Consider the following 17,658-nt stretch of genomic DNA (forward strand, 5'->3'; position numbering starts at 1 on the left):
GCAATGACGGTGGGGGTCAGCGACTCCGCTCAATTCATCCGCAACTCCGTGATGTGCCGCGGATCCGGCGCGAGTTCGCCGCGTTCGACGCGCTTGACGATGTCGGTCAGCGCGGCGTTGGCGTTGCAGGCGATACCGAGCTTTTCGCCTTCGCGCACCACGAGGCCGTTCAAAAATTCGATCTCGGTGCGGCGGCCCTTCTGCATGTCCTGGCCCATCGAGGGGCGCTGCGCCGATGACGTGCGCTTGGCATCCTTGAAGCGTTGCGCGTCGCAGGCGCGCGTCGCGGCCTCATCGCCCTCGCCGGCCCGCGCGATGGTCTCTGGCGGCAGATGCAGGATTTCCTCCAGCTGATAGCCCTGCGCCTGCCCGACCCGGATCGCCTCGCTGCCGAGCCGCGTTGAAAAGCGGCGCAGCGGTTCGCTCTGCAGCACCTCGCCGCCCGGCAGGCCGGTGCAGGCCGACAGCCCGTTGCCCATCACATTGGCGACCAGTTTCGACCAGCGCTCGCCCCACAGATTGCCCGTGACTTTTGCGCTGTCGGAATAGCCGACGAGACGGCAAACCTCTTCCGCCCGCGCGGTGATGCGGCCATGCACCTCACCGGCGCGAAACACGGTGTGCTGAGCCCCGCCCTTGCCGGCGCCGCGGTGAATATGACCGGGCTCGGGCAGATTGACGGTGATGCTGCTCGCGATGCAGCCGAGTGTCTTGCCCCAGCCGACAATGCCGGCGATCGTCTCCTCGTTCATGCAGTTCTGCAGCGACACGACGTAACCATCCGCCGCCAGATATTGCCGGATCAGCATCGTCGCCCAGGCCGTGTCGTACGACTTCAGGCAGACGAAGGCGATGTCGACCGGCTTTTCCTTCGCCAGTTGCTGCGCGTCGGTGACGTGCAGCGCGCGCACCGGCACCGAGAATTCGGCAACGTCCATCGCGTGCGTGACCCGCAGTCCGTGCTTGCGCATGTGCTCGACATGCTCGGGCCAGGGATCGATGAAGGTGACGTCCTCACCGGACTGCACCATATGCGCGCCGGCGTAGCCGCCGACCGCACCCGCGCCGACGATCGCGATCTTCCGACCCATGTTTCCATCCCCTGCTCTTGGCGGACGCTGGCCGCGTCCGCTCGTTGGAGCCAGTCTAGGGGATCAGGCCGTCAGGCCAACCGCTCCGTGCATGCCAAAAGCGGACCTGTGCCATGCCCGTATCATGGGACAAACGAATCCCCGCGGGCGATGTGCCCGCGAGGATGTCGACAGTCAGAAATCCGGGCGCGATCAGTCAATGACCCTCACCACCCTGCGGGTCCGGGAATCCACGATCACGCGGTGATCGTTGACGATCGCATAGTGATATTCGGCGTAGCGCGGCACGGGGTGCAGCACGACCGTATCCGGCAGCGGCTCGCCGACCACGACGCGTTCGCGCACCACCACCGACGGCTCGCCGCGCGGGATCGATCCGATCACCGCATTCGGGATCTCAAGGCCGGCGCCGACCGCAGCACCAACCGTGCCGCCGACGATCTCGCCGACGGGACCTGCGATTTCACCACCGGTCCGCGCACCGTTCGCGGCGCCCGCTGCAGTCGTGGACTGCGCGTAGGCCGAACCGGACGCAAGCAGCGACGCAGCAGCGACAAGGGAAACGGCAAAACGCTTGTTCATCATTCTCCTCCTCCGAGTTGTGAGCTGCCCCTCAACATCGCAAGCAATGAGAACGTTCCAGTTCCAACAGCGCAAACTTGCGCGCAGACTGCGGTTCCGCGCGCAATTCCCTTCAGTTCCTGCGCACATGAAAATGCCGCTTCGGATGATGTCCGAGCGGCATTCATGATCGGTTCAGATTGAGGCGGAGCACAGCAAGCGCGGGCCGCTCATTCCGCAGGTTTTCGCACGGCTCGCCGTCTTGGCGGCCTTGGCGGCGGTGCAGCCGCCGGCTTGACGCGGATTCGCATCGTCCCACCCTTGGACTCGATCTCGAAAGCGTTTGTCCTGCGCACCAGCTCGCCCAGGGTGCGGAAGCCGTACGTCCTCTGATCGAAATCGGACGCCAGATTGGCGAGCTGCCGTCCGACCTCGCCAAGCGTCACCCAGCCGTCCTCGCTCGCCATCTGGCCGATGACCTTCTTGAGGATGGACGTCGCGGCGTCAGGCGGCTGCAACGGCTGGGCACGCATGGCCGCATCCTGATTGCTCGTCACCCCGCCGCGCAAATTCTCGGTATAGACGAACCTGCGGCAGGCCTGCCGAAAACTCTCCGGTGTCTTCTGCTCGCCGAACCCGAACACGTCGATGCCATGCTCGCGGATGCGGGCGGCCAGACGGGTGAAATCGCTGTCGGAGGACACCAGGCAGAAGCCATCGAACCGGCCGCTGTGCAGCAGGTCCATGGCGTCGATGACCAAGGTGATGTCGGACGCATTCTTTCCGGTCGTATAGGCGAACTGCTGCTGGGGGATGATGGCGTGCTTGGACAGCACGTCGGCCCAACCCTTGGATCGCGGATTGGAGAAGTCGCCGTAGATTCGGCGAACGCTGGCCTCGCCGATCTTGGCGATCTCCTCGAACAGCGCATCGGCGATCCGTGCAGATGCATTGTCGGCGTCGATCAGGACGGCGAGTCGGGGCGAACGCAGTTCGGAAGGCATGGCTTTTCTCGGCTGGGAAGCGATGGATCGACGTCTCCGCAAACGGCAGCGGAACCGGTGCGGCCGCCGCATCGGAGCACATCGCGCGTCCCAAGCATAGGCTTGGCGGCCGTCGGGTGGATTTTCGCGGCGACGGCAGCCATCAGGCGGTGCGGATCAGATCACTTCGCCCATGTCGATCGCCCGCCTGGCGAATTCGATGGCCTTCTCGGCGGTGATCGCATCCGCCGTCGTCGTTGCGTCGTCGCGCACCGAGGGCGGAAAGGCGATCCGGATCTTCTTGCCGTTCGACCGGCGGATGGTGGCGCGCCAGCGATCGACATCGCGACGGTAGGCATCGATCACATAATCCTTGTAGGCGACGCCGCTCATGAGCGGCTGCCGCGATGCCATGTCGAGACCGGGCGGCCGGCTTGCGATATCGCGGACCAGTTCGACGATGGCCTCGACAGCATGGTCGCGCGCCACGCCGGTCGCGTCCCTGAGCAGATAGCTGACCGCCGCGTCGATCTGCGCCCTCGCGCGATCGTCGCTTTCAAAATCCGAATCGAGCTGAATTGACATGGTAGGGAAAACGCCTCCTCCGGACGCGCCATCGGATACCTGCCGGGTTCCAGCGCGTGCAATCACGAGACGTTTAGTCCGCCCCCCGTTAAAGCCCGATTATCCGTTAACCCCCGATTTCTCGGATGCCGTTAACCGGGTGGCGATGCCGCTCCGGAGGATGCCCGAAGCGGCTTGGATCGTCGACCAGATCACAGCAGGCCCGCGCCGTGCGCCGATTTATCCGCGGCCGCATCCGGCGCCGCAGCCGGGTTCGTACCGCCGATTCCGCACTGATCACCAATTGACATATCACTGCCATCCGTGTGACATTTCATGGACGGGCCGACAAGAGCCCGGCAACGTCCACCTGGGGAGGACAGCCATGACAATTTCCGACGTCACCGCATCGCCCGGAAGCCGGGCTCCGGCCGCCGTCGCGCGCACCGCGCAAGCCCAGCAGGTCGCCGACATCGCGGCACGGCTCGAGCGCCTGCCGCTGACCTCCTATCAGCGCTGGATCTTCGGAATCATCGCAACCGCATGGTTCTTCGACAGCATGGACCTGGCCGCGCTGACCTTCGTGCTCGGCTCGATCCGCCAAACCTTCGGCCTCTCGACGGCGGAAGCCGGGCTGCTGTCCAGCATGAGCTTCCTCGGCATGTTCGTAGGCGCTGCCTCCGCCGGCCTGCTTGCCGACCGTTTCGGCCGCGCCCGCGTCTTCCAGGTCAGCATGATCTTCTGGGGATTGGGCAGCCTGTGCTGCGGTCTCTCGACGACGGCGACCGCGCTCGGCGCATCCCGCCTGCTGCTCGGCTTCGGAATGGGCATGGAGTTTCCGGTCGCGCAGTCGATGGTCTCGGAGATCATGCCGGCCAGGAACCGCGGCCGCTACATCGCTTTCCTCGAAGGGTTTTGGCCGCTCGGCTTCATCGCGTCGGGCCTGTTGACCTACTTCGTGCTGCAGGCCGCCGACTGGCGGTGGGTCTTCATCTTGCAGGCGATCCCGGCCGTCTTCGTGCTTGTGGTGCGACGCTACGTTCCGGAATCGCCGCGCTGGCTCGCGTCCCACGGCTATTCCGAGCGGGCCGAAGCGACCGTGCGCGACATCGAAAGCAGGGTCCGCGATCGTCTCGGCAGCAAGGAACTGCCGCCGGTCGTGCGCCAGGCCGCCGCTCCCGCGTCCGAAGTGACGGGCCTGAGGACGCTGTTTTCAGGCATCTACGCCAAGCGGACCACGATGTTGTGGACCTTGTGGTTCTTCGCGCTGCTCGGCTTCTACGGTCTGACCACGTGGCTCGGCGCGTTGCTGCAGGCCAAGGGATTCCCGATCACCAAATCGGTGTTCTACACGATCCTGATTTCGCTCACGGGCATCCCCGGCTTCCTGGTCTCGGCGTGGCTCGTCGAATCCTGGGGCCGAAAGGCGACGCTGGTGATGAACCTGCTCTGCGGCGCGATCGCCTGCCACTTCTACGGCTCGGCGGCGGACCAGACCCAGCTCATCATTGCCGGTCTCTGCATGCAGTTCTTCCTGTTCGGCATGTGGTCGGCGCTCTACGCCTATACGCCTGAACTGTACCCCACCCATGTCCGTGCCACCGGAACCGGTTTTGCCTCCGCGGTCGGCCGAATCGGCTCACTGATCGGCCCTTATGTGATCGGCGTGATCCTGCCTGCGGCGGGACAGAGCGGCGTGTTCGCACTGGGCGCCGGCGCGTTCGTGGTGGCGGCGCTGGCGGTGCTGTTGCTCGGCGAGGAAACCCGCGGCCGGACGCTGGAGAGCATTTCGCACTGATGATGCGCTGCTGTTCGCCGCATGCGGCCGGATTCGGCGTAGCGCTGATCGACTGGCCTTGTCAGTGCCATCGGGGCGTGTGAGATATCTGCTGTACAGCAGCACGCGTGACCCCGATGGCCGATTCGAACAAGCGATCCAGCACGGTGCGCGCGCGCGCAGCAGGAAGCCGCCGGCCGGCGCGGCGATCGTCCGCCGCCGCCGATAAGCCGCGCGCTGCCGCGCAGGCCCCACTCCCGCAAGGCGACGTCACCCTCACCGATCGCGCCTATGCCGAGTTGGAAGAGCTGATCGTGACCCTGCAACTGCCGCCCGGCACCGCGCTCTCCGAGCTCGTGCTCGCCAAGCGGCTCGACATCGGCCGTACGCCGATTCGCGAGGCGTTGCAGCGGCTGTCGCGCGACGGCCTCGTCAACATCCTGGCCCGTCGCGGCGTGCTGGTGTCCGAGATCGACCTGCGGGCCCAGCTCCGCCTGCTCGAGGTCCGGCGCGAGCTGGAACGGCTGATGGCGCGCGGCGCCGCCGAGCGCGCCACCAGCGAGCAGCGCGCCCAGTTTACCGAGATCGCCGCCGGCATGCGGCGCGCGGCGGAAAAATCCGACGATCTGCTGTTCATGCGGCTGGATCACCAGTTCAACACACTGATCTCAGCGGCATCGCGCAACGAGTTCGCCTCCCGCGCCATGGGCCTGATGCACGGCCTGTCGCGCCGATTCTGGTACCAGCATTACAAGGAAGCGGCCGATCTGCCGCTCGCGGCGCGGCTGCATGCCGACGTCGCCGAAGCCGTCGCCGAGCGCCGCGTCGACGCCGCTGGCGCGGCGTCCGACAGCCTGATCGACTACATCGAAAGTTTTGCACGTTCGACGCTGTGAGAGCTTTAGATCATGATGCGATTACATGAAATCGCATCATGATCTCATCTCTTTGTTTGAGCATGATCTCTTCGGAAAACCGGACCACTTTTCCGGATCATGCTCTAGAACTCGACGACCGTGCGGATCGAGCGGCCGCGCCGCAACGCCTCGAAGCCATCATTGATGCCGTCGAGGGTGCAGCGGCCGGTGATCAGTTCGTCGAGCTTGAGCCGGCCGTCGAGATAGGCCTGCGCCAGCAAAGGGAAGTCGCGCCGTGGCCGCGCCCCGCCGTAGCTCGAGCGGCGAAATCGCTTCTCGCCCATCAACGCCCCCCAGCGGAAACTCACGTCTTGCGTGACGTCGATCTTGCCGAGCCGGATCACCTCACCCCCCGGCCGCACCGCCTCCGCGGTGTGCCGAAACGCCAGCGGATGGCCCGCCGCCTCGAGGATGACGTCAGCGCCCCGCCCGCGCGTCGCCTCCTTTGCGAACTGGACCGGGTCCTGGCGCGCCGCGTTGACGACCTGTGTCGCGCCGAGCGTTCGCGCCAGCGCAAGCTTTGCATCATCGAGGTCGACCGCGATGATCGCGCCGGCGCCGGCGAGCCGGGCGCCCTGCACCGCTGCCAGCCCGACCGCGCCGCAGCCGGTGACCATCACGGTATCGCCATGGCCGATGTCGGCGACGTTCAGCGCGGCGCCAACGCCGGTCATGACGCCGCAGCCGATCAGGCACGCGCGATCGAACGGGATGTCCTTCGGCACGACGATCGCCTGCTGCGCCGGCAGCACGACATATTCCGAGAACGCGCCGAGGAACATCAGATGCGCCAGGCCGCTGCCGCCCGCGAGCTGCGCCTTCGACGCGCCGTCGAAATGCACGCCTTCCGCGCCCCTGGCGAGATAGGTCTCGCACAGGATCGGCTGCCCACGGTCGCAGTGAAAGCAGTGCCCGCAATGCGGATTCCAGGACAGGATCACGTGATCGCCGGCTCGCACGTCACGCACCGCGCTGCCGACCTCCTCGACCACGCCGGCCGCCTCGTGCCCGAGGATCATCGGCAAGGGATAGCGCAGCGATCCGTCGATCACCTCCAGATCGGTGTGGCAGAGCCCCGCGGCACGCACCTTCACCACCACGTCGGTCGGCGCGGGTGGCGCAAGCGAAACGCGCTCGACGGAAAGTGGCGTTCCGCTTTGATGCAGCACCGCCGCGCGACAGGTCAGGGTCATCTCGAAGGGCTCTCTGTCGGAAAAATCAGCGTGGGGTTAGGCCGTCTGCCCGGACCGCAGCGCCGCGACCGCCTCGTCGAGATCGGCGGAGGAAAGTTCCCATTCATTGTCGAAATTGGCGACGACGCGCCTCATGAACACTTCGTGCAACGCCTTCGCCGCAGTGGCGTCGTGCAGATGATCATAGAGCAGCGCGAAGGCCAGTTGTGCCGGCTCCGGCCCCTCATAGCTCCATTCAAAACCGTGTTCGGTGAGCCGAAGCTGGTCGTAATGCGCAGACAGCGGCGCACCGTCGACGAGAACGGAAATTCCGTCGATGGTGCGGTCGCCCGTGTAGCTCGCCATCTGATCCTCCCTGTGCTGCCGCATCATATCAAGATCCCGGCGGGCGCATCTTGAGGTCCTTCTTGACGACCTCGGGGAAGATCCACATCGCGACCGTGGCGAATACGCCAAGGAAGGCGACCGCGTAGCTCGGTCCCGGCTGTCCCAGATAGACCATGAAAAAGTACCCGCAGGCCGCCGTGGCGAGGCACGCCAGCGACAGCATGAGCTTGATGTGGCTTGGCATCGAGACCTCCCTTCAGGTCATCCAGTGTGAAAAGACGGTGCAGCCACGCCGACGAGTAGCGCAAGCGCCGCAATCATGGCGCAACATGACAGGCGCAATCCCGCCCGTCCGTCACGCCACCATTCCGGCAGCACCTGAAACAGTGCAGGCAGGAACAGGAACAGCACGCCGCCTACGACAACGACCGTTGTCCAGCGCAGCTCGAGCAGGGCGAATGCCAGCGTGCCGGCGAGCAACATCAACCACAAGATCGTCGTCACCGTCACCGGCAGAACGGCGCGTCCGCGCAGCGGATACATCCCGGCCAGCTGTAGGAAGCCGATACAGCACACGCTCCACAGCAGGCCGAACCAGGCGAGGCCTGCGAGATTGGGTTCAAGCTGCGGCATGCGGCACCGATTGCTCCTTCACCGCGACCCGCGGCGTCCTCGCCGTCCGTCGCATGTCGGTCTTCACGTAGCGCGTGCTGTAGCCGTTGAAGATGTGGCCGAGCAGGCCGCGATTGAGATCGGAGGTGCCCAACAAGCAGTCCATCACCGGGAAGGTCAGATTCATATTCCGCTCCATCATGATCGACTGGTTGTGATGGGCGGTATGATGCCGGCGGATGGTGTTGACGAAAGGCATGTTGCGCACGAAGGCATTATCCTCGACGTGGCAGCAGAAGTGCATGAATTCGTAGATCAGGTACATCGACGTGGTCGTGGTGATCAGCAGCCAACCGATATTCGCCGAGATCACGAGACCGGCGACGATCGCCGGCGGGATCGACATCAGGGTAAACACCACCAGCGCATAGGGCGGGAAGAAGGTGACGCGCCAGTCGTGATGATCGGCGAAGCGCATCTCCTCCTCGGTGAAGAACTGATGGTGCATCAGCGTGTGGCGGCTGTAGATCGCGCGCAGCAGCGGCACGTTCGACGGCCTGTGCATGACGAAGCGATGCACCGCCCATTCGAAGAAGTTTGCAATCAGGAAGACCGCCGGAATGGTGAGGTATTCCCACCACTTCACGTCATGCACATTGGCCAGGTAGACGTACAGCGCGGTGAAGCCGATCGTGTAGATCAGCACGACGTGCAGCCAGCCATTGTACCAGCCCACCACGCGCTCGCGGTAGGTCGCGCGATATTTGCGCTGGCGGTCGGTCATCCCTGTTGCAGCCAATTCCATCGTGGTCCTCCCATCGTGCCTCATCTGACATATCAGTAGCACATCAGATGCGAAAGGCAAGCGCGGAACCCGCGCAAGACGGAGCAGGAAAGCCTGGGCTGGTTTCGAACGATCAGGCTGATGCCGCCCTTTCCCGCTCACCTCAGCGGCTGGGCTCGGACGGGGCTAACCTAATAAAAAGGCCGCCCCGGACGATGTCCGAGGCGGCCTGTGGTCTTCGATGGATCAGACGATCAGAGCAGGCCCGCGCCGCGCGCCCACTTGTACTTGGCGCCCAGCACCTCGACCGGCAGCTCGGTCGAATAGGCGTAGGCCGGAATGCCGTTCTGGTAGAGATATTCGGCAGCTTCCTCGACCTCGACGTCGCCGGCGAGCGAGGCGACCATCGGCTTCACGAAGCCCTTGGCCTCCATCTCCTTCTTCACCTCGACCATGTTGCGCGCGAACACCATCGGCGGGGTGACGATGGTGTGCCAGTAGCCGAGGATCAGCGCGTGGATGCGCTCATCCGACAGGCCGAGCTTCACCGTGTTGACATAGGTGATCGGCGGCTCGCCGCCGGTGATATCCACAGGATTTCCGGCCGCGCCGAACGGCGGGATGAACTTGCGGAACGCCGCATCGAGATCCGGCGGCATCTGCATCAGCGACAGGCCGTTGTCGACCACGGAGTCGGAGAGTAGCACGCCGGAGCCACCGGCACCGGTGATGATCAGCACGTTCTCGCCCTTCGGCGTCGGCAGCACCGGCACGCCGCGGGCGAATTCCAGCAGCTGCCGCAGGCTGCGGGCCCGGATCACGCCGGACTGTTTGAACACGTCCTCGTAGATCTTGTCGTTACCGGCGAGCGCGCCGGTGTGCGACGAGGCAGCCTTGGCGCCAGCCGAGGTGCGGCCGGCCTTGAGCACGACCACCGGCTTCTTCTTGGAGACGCGCTTGGCGGCCTCCGCAAAGGCGCGGCCGTCCTTCAGGTCCTCGCAGTGCTGCGCGATCAGGTTGGTGTTGGGATCCTGCTCGAAGAAGGCGAGCAGATCGTCCTCGTCGATATCGGACTTGTTGCCGAGGCCGACGATCGCCGACACGCCCATCTTGGCCGAGCGCGAGAAGCCGATGATCGCCATGCCGATGCCGCCCGACTGCGACGACAGCGCGGCGTGGCCCTTGACGTCATAGGCGGTGCAGAACGTCGCGCACAGATTGGCCGGAGTATAATAGAAGCCGTAGATGTTCGGCCCCATCAGGCGGATATTGTACTTCTTGCCGACCTCGACGATCTCGGCCTGCAGCTCGGGCGCGCCGGCCTCGGCAAAGCCCGACGGAATCAGCACCGCACCGGGGATTTTCTTCTCGCCGCATTCCGCGAGCGCGCCGGCCACGAATTTCGCGGGGATCGCGAACACCGCCGTGTCGATCACGCCGTGGACGTCCTTGACGCTCTTGTAGGCCTTGTAGCCGAGGATTTCCTCGGCCTTGGGGTGGATCGGATAGATCTCGCCCTTGTAGCCGCCGTTGATGAGGTTCTTCATCACGGAGTTGCCGATCTTGCCGTCCTCGGCGGAGGCGCCGATCACGGCCACGCCCTTCGGCTGCATGATGCGGCTCATCGCCGCGACGATCTCCTCGGTCGGACGCGGCGCCGGGCGCGGCTTGTAGTCGAAGTCGACGACGATGCGGACGTCGGCCGCTATCGCGTTCTTGCTGGTGGCGAACACCGGATTGAGGTCGAGCTCGACGATTTCGGGGAAATCGCTGACCAGCTGCGACACCTTGACGATGACGTCGGCCAGCGCCTCGCGATTGACCGGCTCGCCGCCGCGTACGCCCTTCAGCATCTCATGGGCCTGGATGCCGTCGAGCATCGACAGCGCATCGTCCTTGGTTGCGGGCGCGAGGCGGAAGGTGATGTCCTTGAGGATTTCGACCAGCACGCCGCCGAGGCCGAAGGCGACCAGCTTGCCGAACGAGCCGTCGGTGATCGAGCCGACGATCACCTCGGTGCCGCCGCCGAGCATCTGCTGGACCTGGATGCCGTCGATCTTGGCATCGGCCTTATATTTCTTGGCGTTAGCGAGAATGGTCTCGTAGCTCTTCTCGGCGTCCGCGGCGCTCTTGACGCCGACCACCACGCCGCCCGCCTCGGTCTTGTGGAGGATGTCGGGCGAGACGATCTTCATCACGACCGGGAAACCCATGTCGGAAGCGATCCGGGCGGCCTCGGCCGCCGACTTGGCAACGCCTTCCTTCGGCACCGGAATGCCGTAGGCATCGCACACCACCTTGCCTTCGGGCGCGGTGAGACTCGTGCGCTTGTCGGCCTTGACCGCATCGAGAATTTTGCGGACCGCATCCTTAGAATTTGACATTGGCTTCCTCCTGGGACAGATTTCGTGGCATTTGGTATGCCAAAAACGTAATTGTCAAGGTCGCTTGATGTCGAAAAATATCGAAAAATATAGGCAGCTTGACATCCTGGTATTTGGCATGCCAAAAATCTAGGGTATTTCTTCTGCTAAGAAGACGTCTCCAAGAGGAGGAGACGAGTCGTGCCAGAACCGAAACAGACCAAGGCGTCACCCAACATGGCTGACACAGATATCGCCATCGTCCGGATCGCGCCGGAGACGAGCTTCAAGAACAAGGCCTATGAGGCCTTGAAGGAAGCGATCCTGAAGATGGACATCTACGCGACGCCGGAGCCGGTGATGCTCGACGAACGCGCATTGTCCGAGCGTCTCGGCGTCAGTCGCACGCCGATCCGCGAAGCGATCGCGATGCTCGAGCAGGACGGCTTCGTGAAGACCGTGCCGCGCCGCGGCATCGTGGTGGTCCGCCGCACCAAGGCGGAGATCGTCGACATGATCCGCGCCTGGGCGGCGCTGGAGAGCATGGCGGCGCGCCTGATCACGACCACCGCGCGCAAGAAGGACATCTCGTCGCTGCGCGACTTCTTCAAGGACTTCAGCGACGATCGCCTGCCGCAGGATCACGTCGAGGAATATTCCAAGGCCAACATCGCCTTCCACCAGGCGCTGATCTCGCTGTCGGAATCACCTGTGCTGGTCGACCTTACCAATGACCTGCTGCTGCATGTGCGCGGCTATCGCCAGCTCACGATCGGCCGCAAGGACCGCACCGCGACCTCGCTGCCCGAGCATCTCGGGATCATCGAGGCACTTGAGGCGCGCGACACCGAACTCGCGGAAAAGCGCGCCCGCGATCACACGCTTGGCTTGGCGGCTTACGTCGAGGCGCACGGCCAGGAACTGTTCACCTAAGACTTAGAGTTCACACACGCTTCAGACGACATTCAGATCGTCCGAACAAGAACGACCAGGGAGACGATGCCGATGCTGAATACCGCTACGAAGTCCGAGGCACCGGGCACCGAGCAAGAGCTGACCGATGGCTTCCATCTCGTCATCGACGCGCTCAAGCTCAACGGCATCGACACCGTCTATGGTGTGCCGGGTATCCCGATCACGGACCTGGGCCGCATGGCCCAGGCGGCGGGCATTCGCGTGCTCTCGTTCCGCCACGAGCAGAACGCCGGCTATGCGGCATCGATCGCCGGCTTCCTGACCAAGCGTCCCGGCGTCTGCCTCACGGTCTCGGCGCCCGGCTTCCTCAACGGCCTCACGGCGCTGGCCCACGCCACCACCAACTGCTTCCCGATGATCCTGGTCTCCGGCTCGTCCGAGCGCGAGATCGTCGACCTGCAGCAGGGCGACTATGAGGAGATGGACCAGCTCGCGATCGCCAAGCCGCTGTGCAAGGCGGCGTTCCGCGTGCTGCACGCCCAGGACATCGGCATTGGGCTCGCGCGCGCGATTCGCGCCGCGGTGTCGGGCCGCCCCGGCGGCGTCTATCTCGACCTGCCCGCAAAACTGTTCTCGCAGGTGATGAACGCCGACGCCGGCCAGAAGTCGCTGGTCAAGGTGATCGACGCGGCGCCGGAGCAGATCCCCTCCCCGTCATCCGTCAAGCGCGCGCTCGACGTGCTCAAGAGCGCAAAGCGTCCGCTGATCATCCTCGGCAAGGGCGCGGCCTATGCCCAGGCCGACGAGGCGATCAAGAACTTCGTCGAGAAGAGCGGCGTGCCGTTCCTGCCGATGAGCATGGCCAAGGGCCTGCTGCCCGACCTGCATCCGCAATGCGCAGGTGCGGCGCGCTCGACCGTGCTGAAGGACGCCGACGTCGTGATGCTGATCGGCGCCCGGCTCAACTGGCTGCTCTCGCACGGCAAGGGCAAGACCTGGGGCGAGGCCCCGAAGAAATTCATCCAGGTCGACATCGAGCCGAAGGAAATGGATTCCAACGTCGAGATCGTCGCCCCCGTGGTCGGCGATATCGGCTCCTGCGTATCCGCGTTCCTCGACGCGATGGGCGCGAACTGGTCGGCCGCGCCGAGCGACTGGCTCGCCACGGTCGCGAAGAAGCGTGACGACAACGTCGCCAAGATGGCGCCGAAGCTGATGAGCAACGCCTCCCCGATGGATTATCACGGTGCGCTCGGCGCGCTGCGCGCCATCATCGCGGAACGCCCGGACACCATCTTCGTCAACGAGGGCGCCAACACGCTCGACCTCGCCCGCGGCGTCGTCGACATGCACAAGCCGCGCAAGCGGCTCGACGTCGGCACCTGGGGCGTGATGGGCATCGGCATGGGCTATTCGATCGCGGCTGCGGTCGAGACCGGCCTGCCCGTGCTCGCGGTCGAAGGCGACAGCGCCTTTGGTTTTTCGGGCATGGAGGTCGAGACCATCTGCCGCTACAAGCTGCCGATCTGCGTCGTGATCTTCAACAATGACGGCATCTATCGCGGCACCGACGTCAACGTTGCCGGCGACGATCCGGCGACCACCGTGTTCGTCAAGGGCTCGCGCTACGACAAGATGATGGAAGCGTTCGGCGGCGTCGGCGTCAACGCCACCTCCCCCGACGAGCTGAAGCGCGCCGTCAATGCGGCGCTGGATTCCGGCAAGCCGACGCTGATCAACGCAGTGATTGATCCGGCGGCGGGCTCGGAGAGCGGCCGCATCGGCAACCTCAATCCTCAGAGCGTGCTGCAGAAGAAGAAGTAAGCCACCCCTTCAACCCATTTTCCCTGCGGGTGCAGGGGTAGACCAGAGTACACGGAGCAAACGATATGACCAAGGCGCTCAAGGGCGTTCGCATTCTCGATTTCACCCACGTCCAGTCGGGTCCGACCTGCACGCAGTTGCTGGCCTGGTTCGGCGCCGACGTGATCAAGGTCGAGCGTCCCGGCGTCGGCGACATCACGCGCGGCCAGCTGCAGGACATCCCGAACGTGGACAGCCTGTATTTCACCATGCTGAACCACAACAAGCGCTCGATCACGCTCGACACCAAGAACCCGAAGGGCAAGGAAGTGTTGACCGCGCTGATCAAGCAGTGCGACGTGCTGGTCGAGAATTTCGGCCCCGGCGTGCTCGATCGCATGGGCTTCCCCTGGGAGAAGATCCACGCCATCAACCCGAAGATGATCGTCGCCTCGATCAAGGGTTTCGGCCCCGGCCCGTATGAGGACTGCAAGGTCTACGAGAACGTCGCCCAGTGCACCGGCGGCGCCGCCTCGACCACCGGCTTCCGCGACGGCCTGCCGCTGGTCACCGGCGCGCAGATCGGCGACAGCGGTACCGGGCTGCATCTCGCGCTCGGCATCGTCACCGCGCTCTATCAGCGCACCCACTCCGGCCAGGGCCAGCGCGTCACCGCGGCGATGCAGGACGGCGTGCTCAACCTCGCCCGCGTCAAGCTGCGCGACCAGCAGCGCCTCGCCCACGGCCCGCTCAAGGAATACAGCCAGTTCGGCGAAGGCATTCCGTTCGGCGACGCGGTGCCGCGCGCCGGCAACGATTCCGGCGGTGGCCAGCCCGGCCGCATCCTGAAGTGCAAGGGCTGGGAGACCGACCCGAACGCCTACATCTACTTCATCACCCAGGCCCCGGTCTGGGAGAAGATCTGCGACGTGATCGGCGAGCCGACCTGGAAGACCGATCCGAACTACGCCAAGCCGCCGGCTCGCCTGCCGCGCCTCAACGAGATCTTCGGTCGCATCGAACAGTGGACGATGACGAAGACAAAATTCGAGGCGATGGAGATCCTCAACAAGGATGACATTCCCTGCGGCCCGATCCTCTCGATGAAGGAGATCGCAGAAGACCAGTCGCTGCGCGCGACCGGCACCGTGGTCGAGGTCGATCACCCGACCCGCGGCAAGTACATCTCGGTCGGCAACCCGATCAAGCTGTCGGATTCGCCGAGCGAGGTCGCGCGTTCGCCGCTGCTCGGCGAGCACACCGACGAGATCCTGCGCGAGGTGCTCGGCTTCTCCGACCACCAGGTCGCCGAGATCCACAATTCCGGCGCGCTCGATCCGCCGCGCAAGCAGGCGGCGGAGTAACGGCTGCACTTAATCAAATCGACAAATGGCCGCGGGCAACCGCGGCCATTTTTGTTTGGAGAACGGAAACGCGGTGGCGCGGTGCCGACGGATCGTCCGCTCTCCTTCGGTACCGGACACCAATGAGATTGAGCGCATTTTCCGCTGTTGGTCCGGAAGCGGACGAAAGCCCGGCTGCCGTCACGATCGGGCGTGTTGGCAGCGCAGTTCAATTATCCTACAAAGGGTCGGCGAAGGGACTTGCAGATCAATGGTGCAAGAGCAGCCAGGCCGGGTCGGACGCAGGTTATCGGCGATATTGGCGGCCGACGTGGTCGGCTACTCGCGGTTGATGGGCCTCGATGAAGTCGGCACGGCCCGTACCCTCCGTGAACACCGCACCGTAACGGACGCGATCGTGGCAAGACATGGCGGCCGCATTGTCAAGACCACGGGCGACGGACTGTTGCTTGAGTTTCCCTCCGTGGTCGATGCGGTTGAGTGCGCGATTACCGTACAGGCCGCGATGGCAGAGCGGAACGGCGGTATCCCACAGGACCGGCGTATGCTGCTCAGGATCGGGATCAATCTCGGCGACATCCTGATCGAAGGCGACGACATTCTCGGTGACGGCGTCAACGTCGCCGCAAGGCTTGAGAGCATTGCCGAACCAGGCGGCATCTGCATCTCATCCTCCGCCTACGAGCAGGTTCGAGGCAAGATCGACGTCGAATTCACCGATTTGGGTGAGCAGAACCTCAAGAATATTGCGCGTCCAGTAAGGGCCTACGCCGTGGCCCGGGATGGATTTCGCCCCGGTGCGCGCGACAGCGCGGCAACGCAGAACCGGCCATTCGCACCTCATTTGTCCATCGTGGTGCTGCCGTTTGCGAATATCGGCGGCAATCCCGAGCAGGACTATTTTGTCGATGGCGTAACCGAGAGCCTGACGACGGACCTGTCGCGTATCAACGGAGCGCTCGTCATTGCCCGCAACACCGCGTTCACCTTCAAGAACAAGGCGGTACCCGTGAAACAGATCGGGCAGGAGTTGAACGTTCGCTATGTACTTGAAGGCTCGATGCAACGAAGCGGCAACCGGCTTCGAGTCAACGTTCAGCTGATCGATGCTGAAACTGGCAATCACCTCTGGGCGGAACGGTTCGACAAACCCGAGGCTGATCTGTTCGATATGCAGGACGAAATCGTATCGAGACTCGCCAATACCCTGGACATCGAGCTCGTCGAAGCCGAGGCGCGACGGTCTGAACGCGCCCAGCATCCGGATGCGATGGACTTGTATTTTCAAGGCAGAGCCTGTTGGCACAGGGGGCTTACCAACGACAATCTGGCCCGGTCGCGCAGCTTTCTCGAGCGCGCCCTGGCACTCGACCCCGGCAACATCAACGCACTCGTCGGTATGGCTAACATTGACGCGACGGTCGGCCTCGCGTTTTTGAGCGACGACCGTGCAGCGCGCCTCGCGGCTGCCGAGGCGGAGTTGGTGAACGCGCTCAAGATCGTCCCGCAGCACGCCTTTGCGCACAAGGTTCTGGGCCTCCTGCAAGTCTCGACGAAGCGCGCCACCCAAGGCATCGCACATTTGCAGCAGGCGCTGGCAATCGATCGAAATTCAGCCGACGCGCACGCCTTCATTGGCAACGCCAAATATCTTCTGGGCCGCGGTTTGGAGACGGAAGCGCATGTCAATGAAGCGCTTCGCCTGTCTCCTCGCGATAGCTTCGCGGGCTATTGGAGGGCGTTTGTCGGCTTCTCCAGGATTCAGCTCAGTGCCTACGACGAAGCGATTGAATGGCTCAGGCATGGTCTGAAAGACAACTACAATTATCCGCTGGCGCATTTCCATCTGGCCGCCGCTCTGGCCCTGCTGGGCTCGCTGGGCGAAGCACGACAGGCGGCGCAGGACGGACTTGCACTCGATCCGACCTTTACCATCCAAAGGTTGCGCGCCAACGTGCCGAGCGACAATCCGGTTTATCTTGCCGGACGCGAACGCCTCTACGAAGGCATGCGCTTGTCCGGAGTGCCGGAGGCATAAAGTCTGCCCGGAGTCAGGCCGCTGCCGCTGCGCGCGACCGGCACCGTGGTCGAGGTCGATCATCCGACCCGCGGCAGGTACATCCCGGTCGGCAACCCCATCAAGCTGTCGGATTCGCCGAGCGAGGTCGCGCGTTCGCCGCTGCTGGGCGAGCACACCGACGAGATCCTGCGCGAGGTGCTCGGCTTCTCCGATCACCAGGTCGCCGAGGTCCACGATTCCGGCGCGCTCGATCCGCCGCGCAAGCAGGCGGCGGAGTAACGGCTGCACTCAGTCAAACGACAAATGGCCGCGGGCAACCGCGGCCATTTTTGTTTGGGCTGGTTGCCCGCTCTCCGCGTCGATAGCGGACCTCAATGAGATCGA

General features: G+C 64.3%; 16 protein-coding genes and 1 pseudogene. 7 read left to right on the forward strand and 10 right to left on the reverse strand.

The annotated features are described in order from the left end of the window. Window positions 1-29: 29 nt before the first annotated feature. From K359_RS0128170 to K359_RS0128185, 4 genes are all read right to left on the reverse strand, one after another. Window positions 30-1,091 (reverse strand): ketopantoate reductase family protein, encoded by a 1,062-nt coding sequence (locus tag K359_RS0128170; RefSeq protein ID WP_029082312.1) that lies wholly within the window; start codon window positions 1,089-1,091, stop codon window positions 30-32. Window positions 1,092-1,283: 192 nt separating this feature from the next. Then, complete coding sequence (locus tag K359_RS0128175; RefSeq protein ID WP_029082313.1) at window positions 1,284-1,673, reverse strand: DUF1236 domain-containing protein; 390 nt, start codon at window positions 1,671-1,673, stop codon at window positions 1,284-1,286. 209 nt (window positions 1,674-1,882) lie between these two features. Beyond that, entirely contained in the window at window positions 1,883-2,656 is a 774-nt protein-coding gene (locus K359_RS0128180; protein WP_029082314.1) for an NYN domain-containing protein, read from the reverse strand. Window positions 2,657-2,812: 156 nt separating this feature from the next. Further along, window positions 2,813-3,220, reverse strand: a complete 408-nt coding sequence (locus K359_RS0128185; protein WP_029082315.1) for a hypothetical protein — start codon at window positions 3,218-3,220, stop codon at window positions 2,813-2,815. 364 nt (window positions 3,221-3,584) lie between these two features. Here K359_RS0128185 and K359_RS0128190 point away from each other — a divergent pair, with 364 nt between their 5' ends. Further along, the gene (locus K359_RS0128190) at window positions 3,585-4,997 is read left to right on the forward strand and encodes an MFS transporter (protein ID WP_029082316.1); all 1,413 of its coding nucleotides are present in this window, start codon (window positions 3,585-3,587) and stop codon (window positions 4,995-4,997) included. Between the two features lie 116 nt (window positions 4,998-5,113). Beyond that, a complete protein-coding gene (locus K359_RS0128195; RefSeq protein ID WP_029082317.1) occupies window positions 5,114-5,872 on the forward strand; it encodes a GntR family transcriptional regulator in 759 nt (252 codons plus the stop codon). Window positions 5,873-5,976: 104 nt separating this feature from the next. Here the strand turns inward: K359_RS0128195 and K359_RS0128200 are convergent, their stop codons facing one another. From K359_RS0128200 to K359_RS0128225, 6 genes are all read right to left on the reverse strand, one after another. After that, window positions 5,977-7,086 carry a Zn-dependent alcohol dehydrogenase gene (locus K359_RS0128200; RefSeq protein ID WP_029082318.1) on the reverse strand — a complete coding sequence of 370 codons (1,110 nt, stop codon included), beginning with the start codon at window positions 7,084-7,086 and terminating at the stop codon, window positions 5,977-5,979. 36 nt (window positions 7,087-7,122) lie between these two features. Then, a complete protein-coding gene (locus K359_RS0128205) occupies window positions 7,123-7,431 on the reverse strand; it encodes a DUF6166 domain-containing protein (protein WP_029082319.1) in 309 nt (102 codons plus the stop codon). A 28-nt stretch (window positions 7,432-7,459) separates the two neighbouring features. After that, window positions 7,460-7,657, reverse strand: a complete 198-nt coding sequence (locus K359_RS0128210; RefSeq protein ID WP_029082320.1) for a hypothetical protein — start codon at window positions 7,655-7,657, stop codon at window positions 7,460-7,462. Between the two features lie 17 nt (window positions 7,658-7,674). Next, a complete protein-coding gene (locus K359_RS0128215) occupies window positions 7,675-8,046 on the reverse strand; it encodes a hypothetical protein (RefSeq protein ID WP_029082321.1) in 372 nt (123 codons plus the stop codon). Then, entirely contained in the window at window positions 8,033-8,830 is a 798-nt protein-coding gene (locus tag K359_RS0128220; protein WP_029082322.1) for a hypothetical protein, read from the reverse strand. The genes K359_RS0128215 and K359_RS0128220 overlap by 14 nt, the downstream gene beginning before the upstream one ends. Before the next feature lie 233 nt (window positions 8,831-9,063). Next, on the reverse strand, window positions 9,064-11,193 hold the full coding sequence (locus K359_RS0128225; protein ID WP_029082323.1) for an acetate--CoA ligase family protein: 2,130 nt from the start codon (window positions 11,191-11,193) through the stop codon (window positions 9,064-9,066). Window positions 11,194-11,409: 216 nt separating this feature from the next. Here K359_RS0128225 and K359_RS0128230 point away from each other — a divergent pair, with 216 nt between their 5' ends. From K359_RS0128230 to K359_RS0128250, 5 genes and pseudogenes are all read left to right on the forward strand, one after another. Further along, complete coding sequence (locus K359_RS0128230; RefSeq protein WP_051346457.1) at window positions 11,410-12,105, forward strand: GntR family transcriptional regulator; 696 nt, start codon at window positions 11,410-11,412, stop codon at window positions 12,103-12,105. 72 nt (window positions 12,106-12,177) lie between these two features. Next, the gene (gene oxc / locus K359_RS0128235) at window positions 12,178-13,911 is read left to right on the forward strand and encodes an oxalyl-CoA decarboxylase (RefSeq protein WP_029082325.1); all 1,734 of its coding nucleotides are present in this window, start codon (window positions 12,178-12,180) and stop codon (window positions 13,909-13,911) included. A 65-nt stretch (window positions 13,912-13,976) separates the two neighbouring features. Further along, a complete protein-coding gene (frc, locus tag K359_RS0128240) occupies window positions 13,977-15,254 on the forward strand; it encodes a formyl-CoA transferase (protein WP_029082326.1) in 1,278 nt (425 codons plus the stop codon). A gap of 250 nt (window positions 15,255-15,504) precedes the next feature. Further along, window positions 15,505-17,292 (forward strand): adenylate/guanylate cyclase domain-containing protein, encoded by a 1,788-nt coding sequence (locus K359_RS0128245; RefSeq protein WP_029082327.1) that lies wholly within the window; start codon window positions 15,505-15,507, stop codon window positions 17,290-17,292. A 27-nt stretch (window positions 17,293-17,319) separates the two neighbouring features. After that, a pseudogene (locus tag K359_RS0128250) lies at window positions 17,320-17,553 on the forward strand (formyl-CoA transferase); the annotation flags it as partial. Between the last annotated feature and the right edge of the window lie 105 nt (window positions 17,554-17,658).

This window comes from Bradyrhizobium sp. th-b2, assembly GCF_000426785.1.
In the GTDB taxonomy this organism is placed as follows: Bacteria; Pseudomonadota; Alphaproteobacteria; order Rhizobiales; family Xanthobacteraceae; genus Bradyrhizobium; species Bradyrhizobium septentrionale.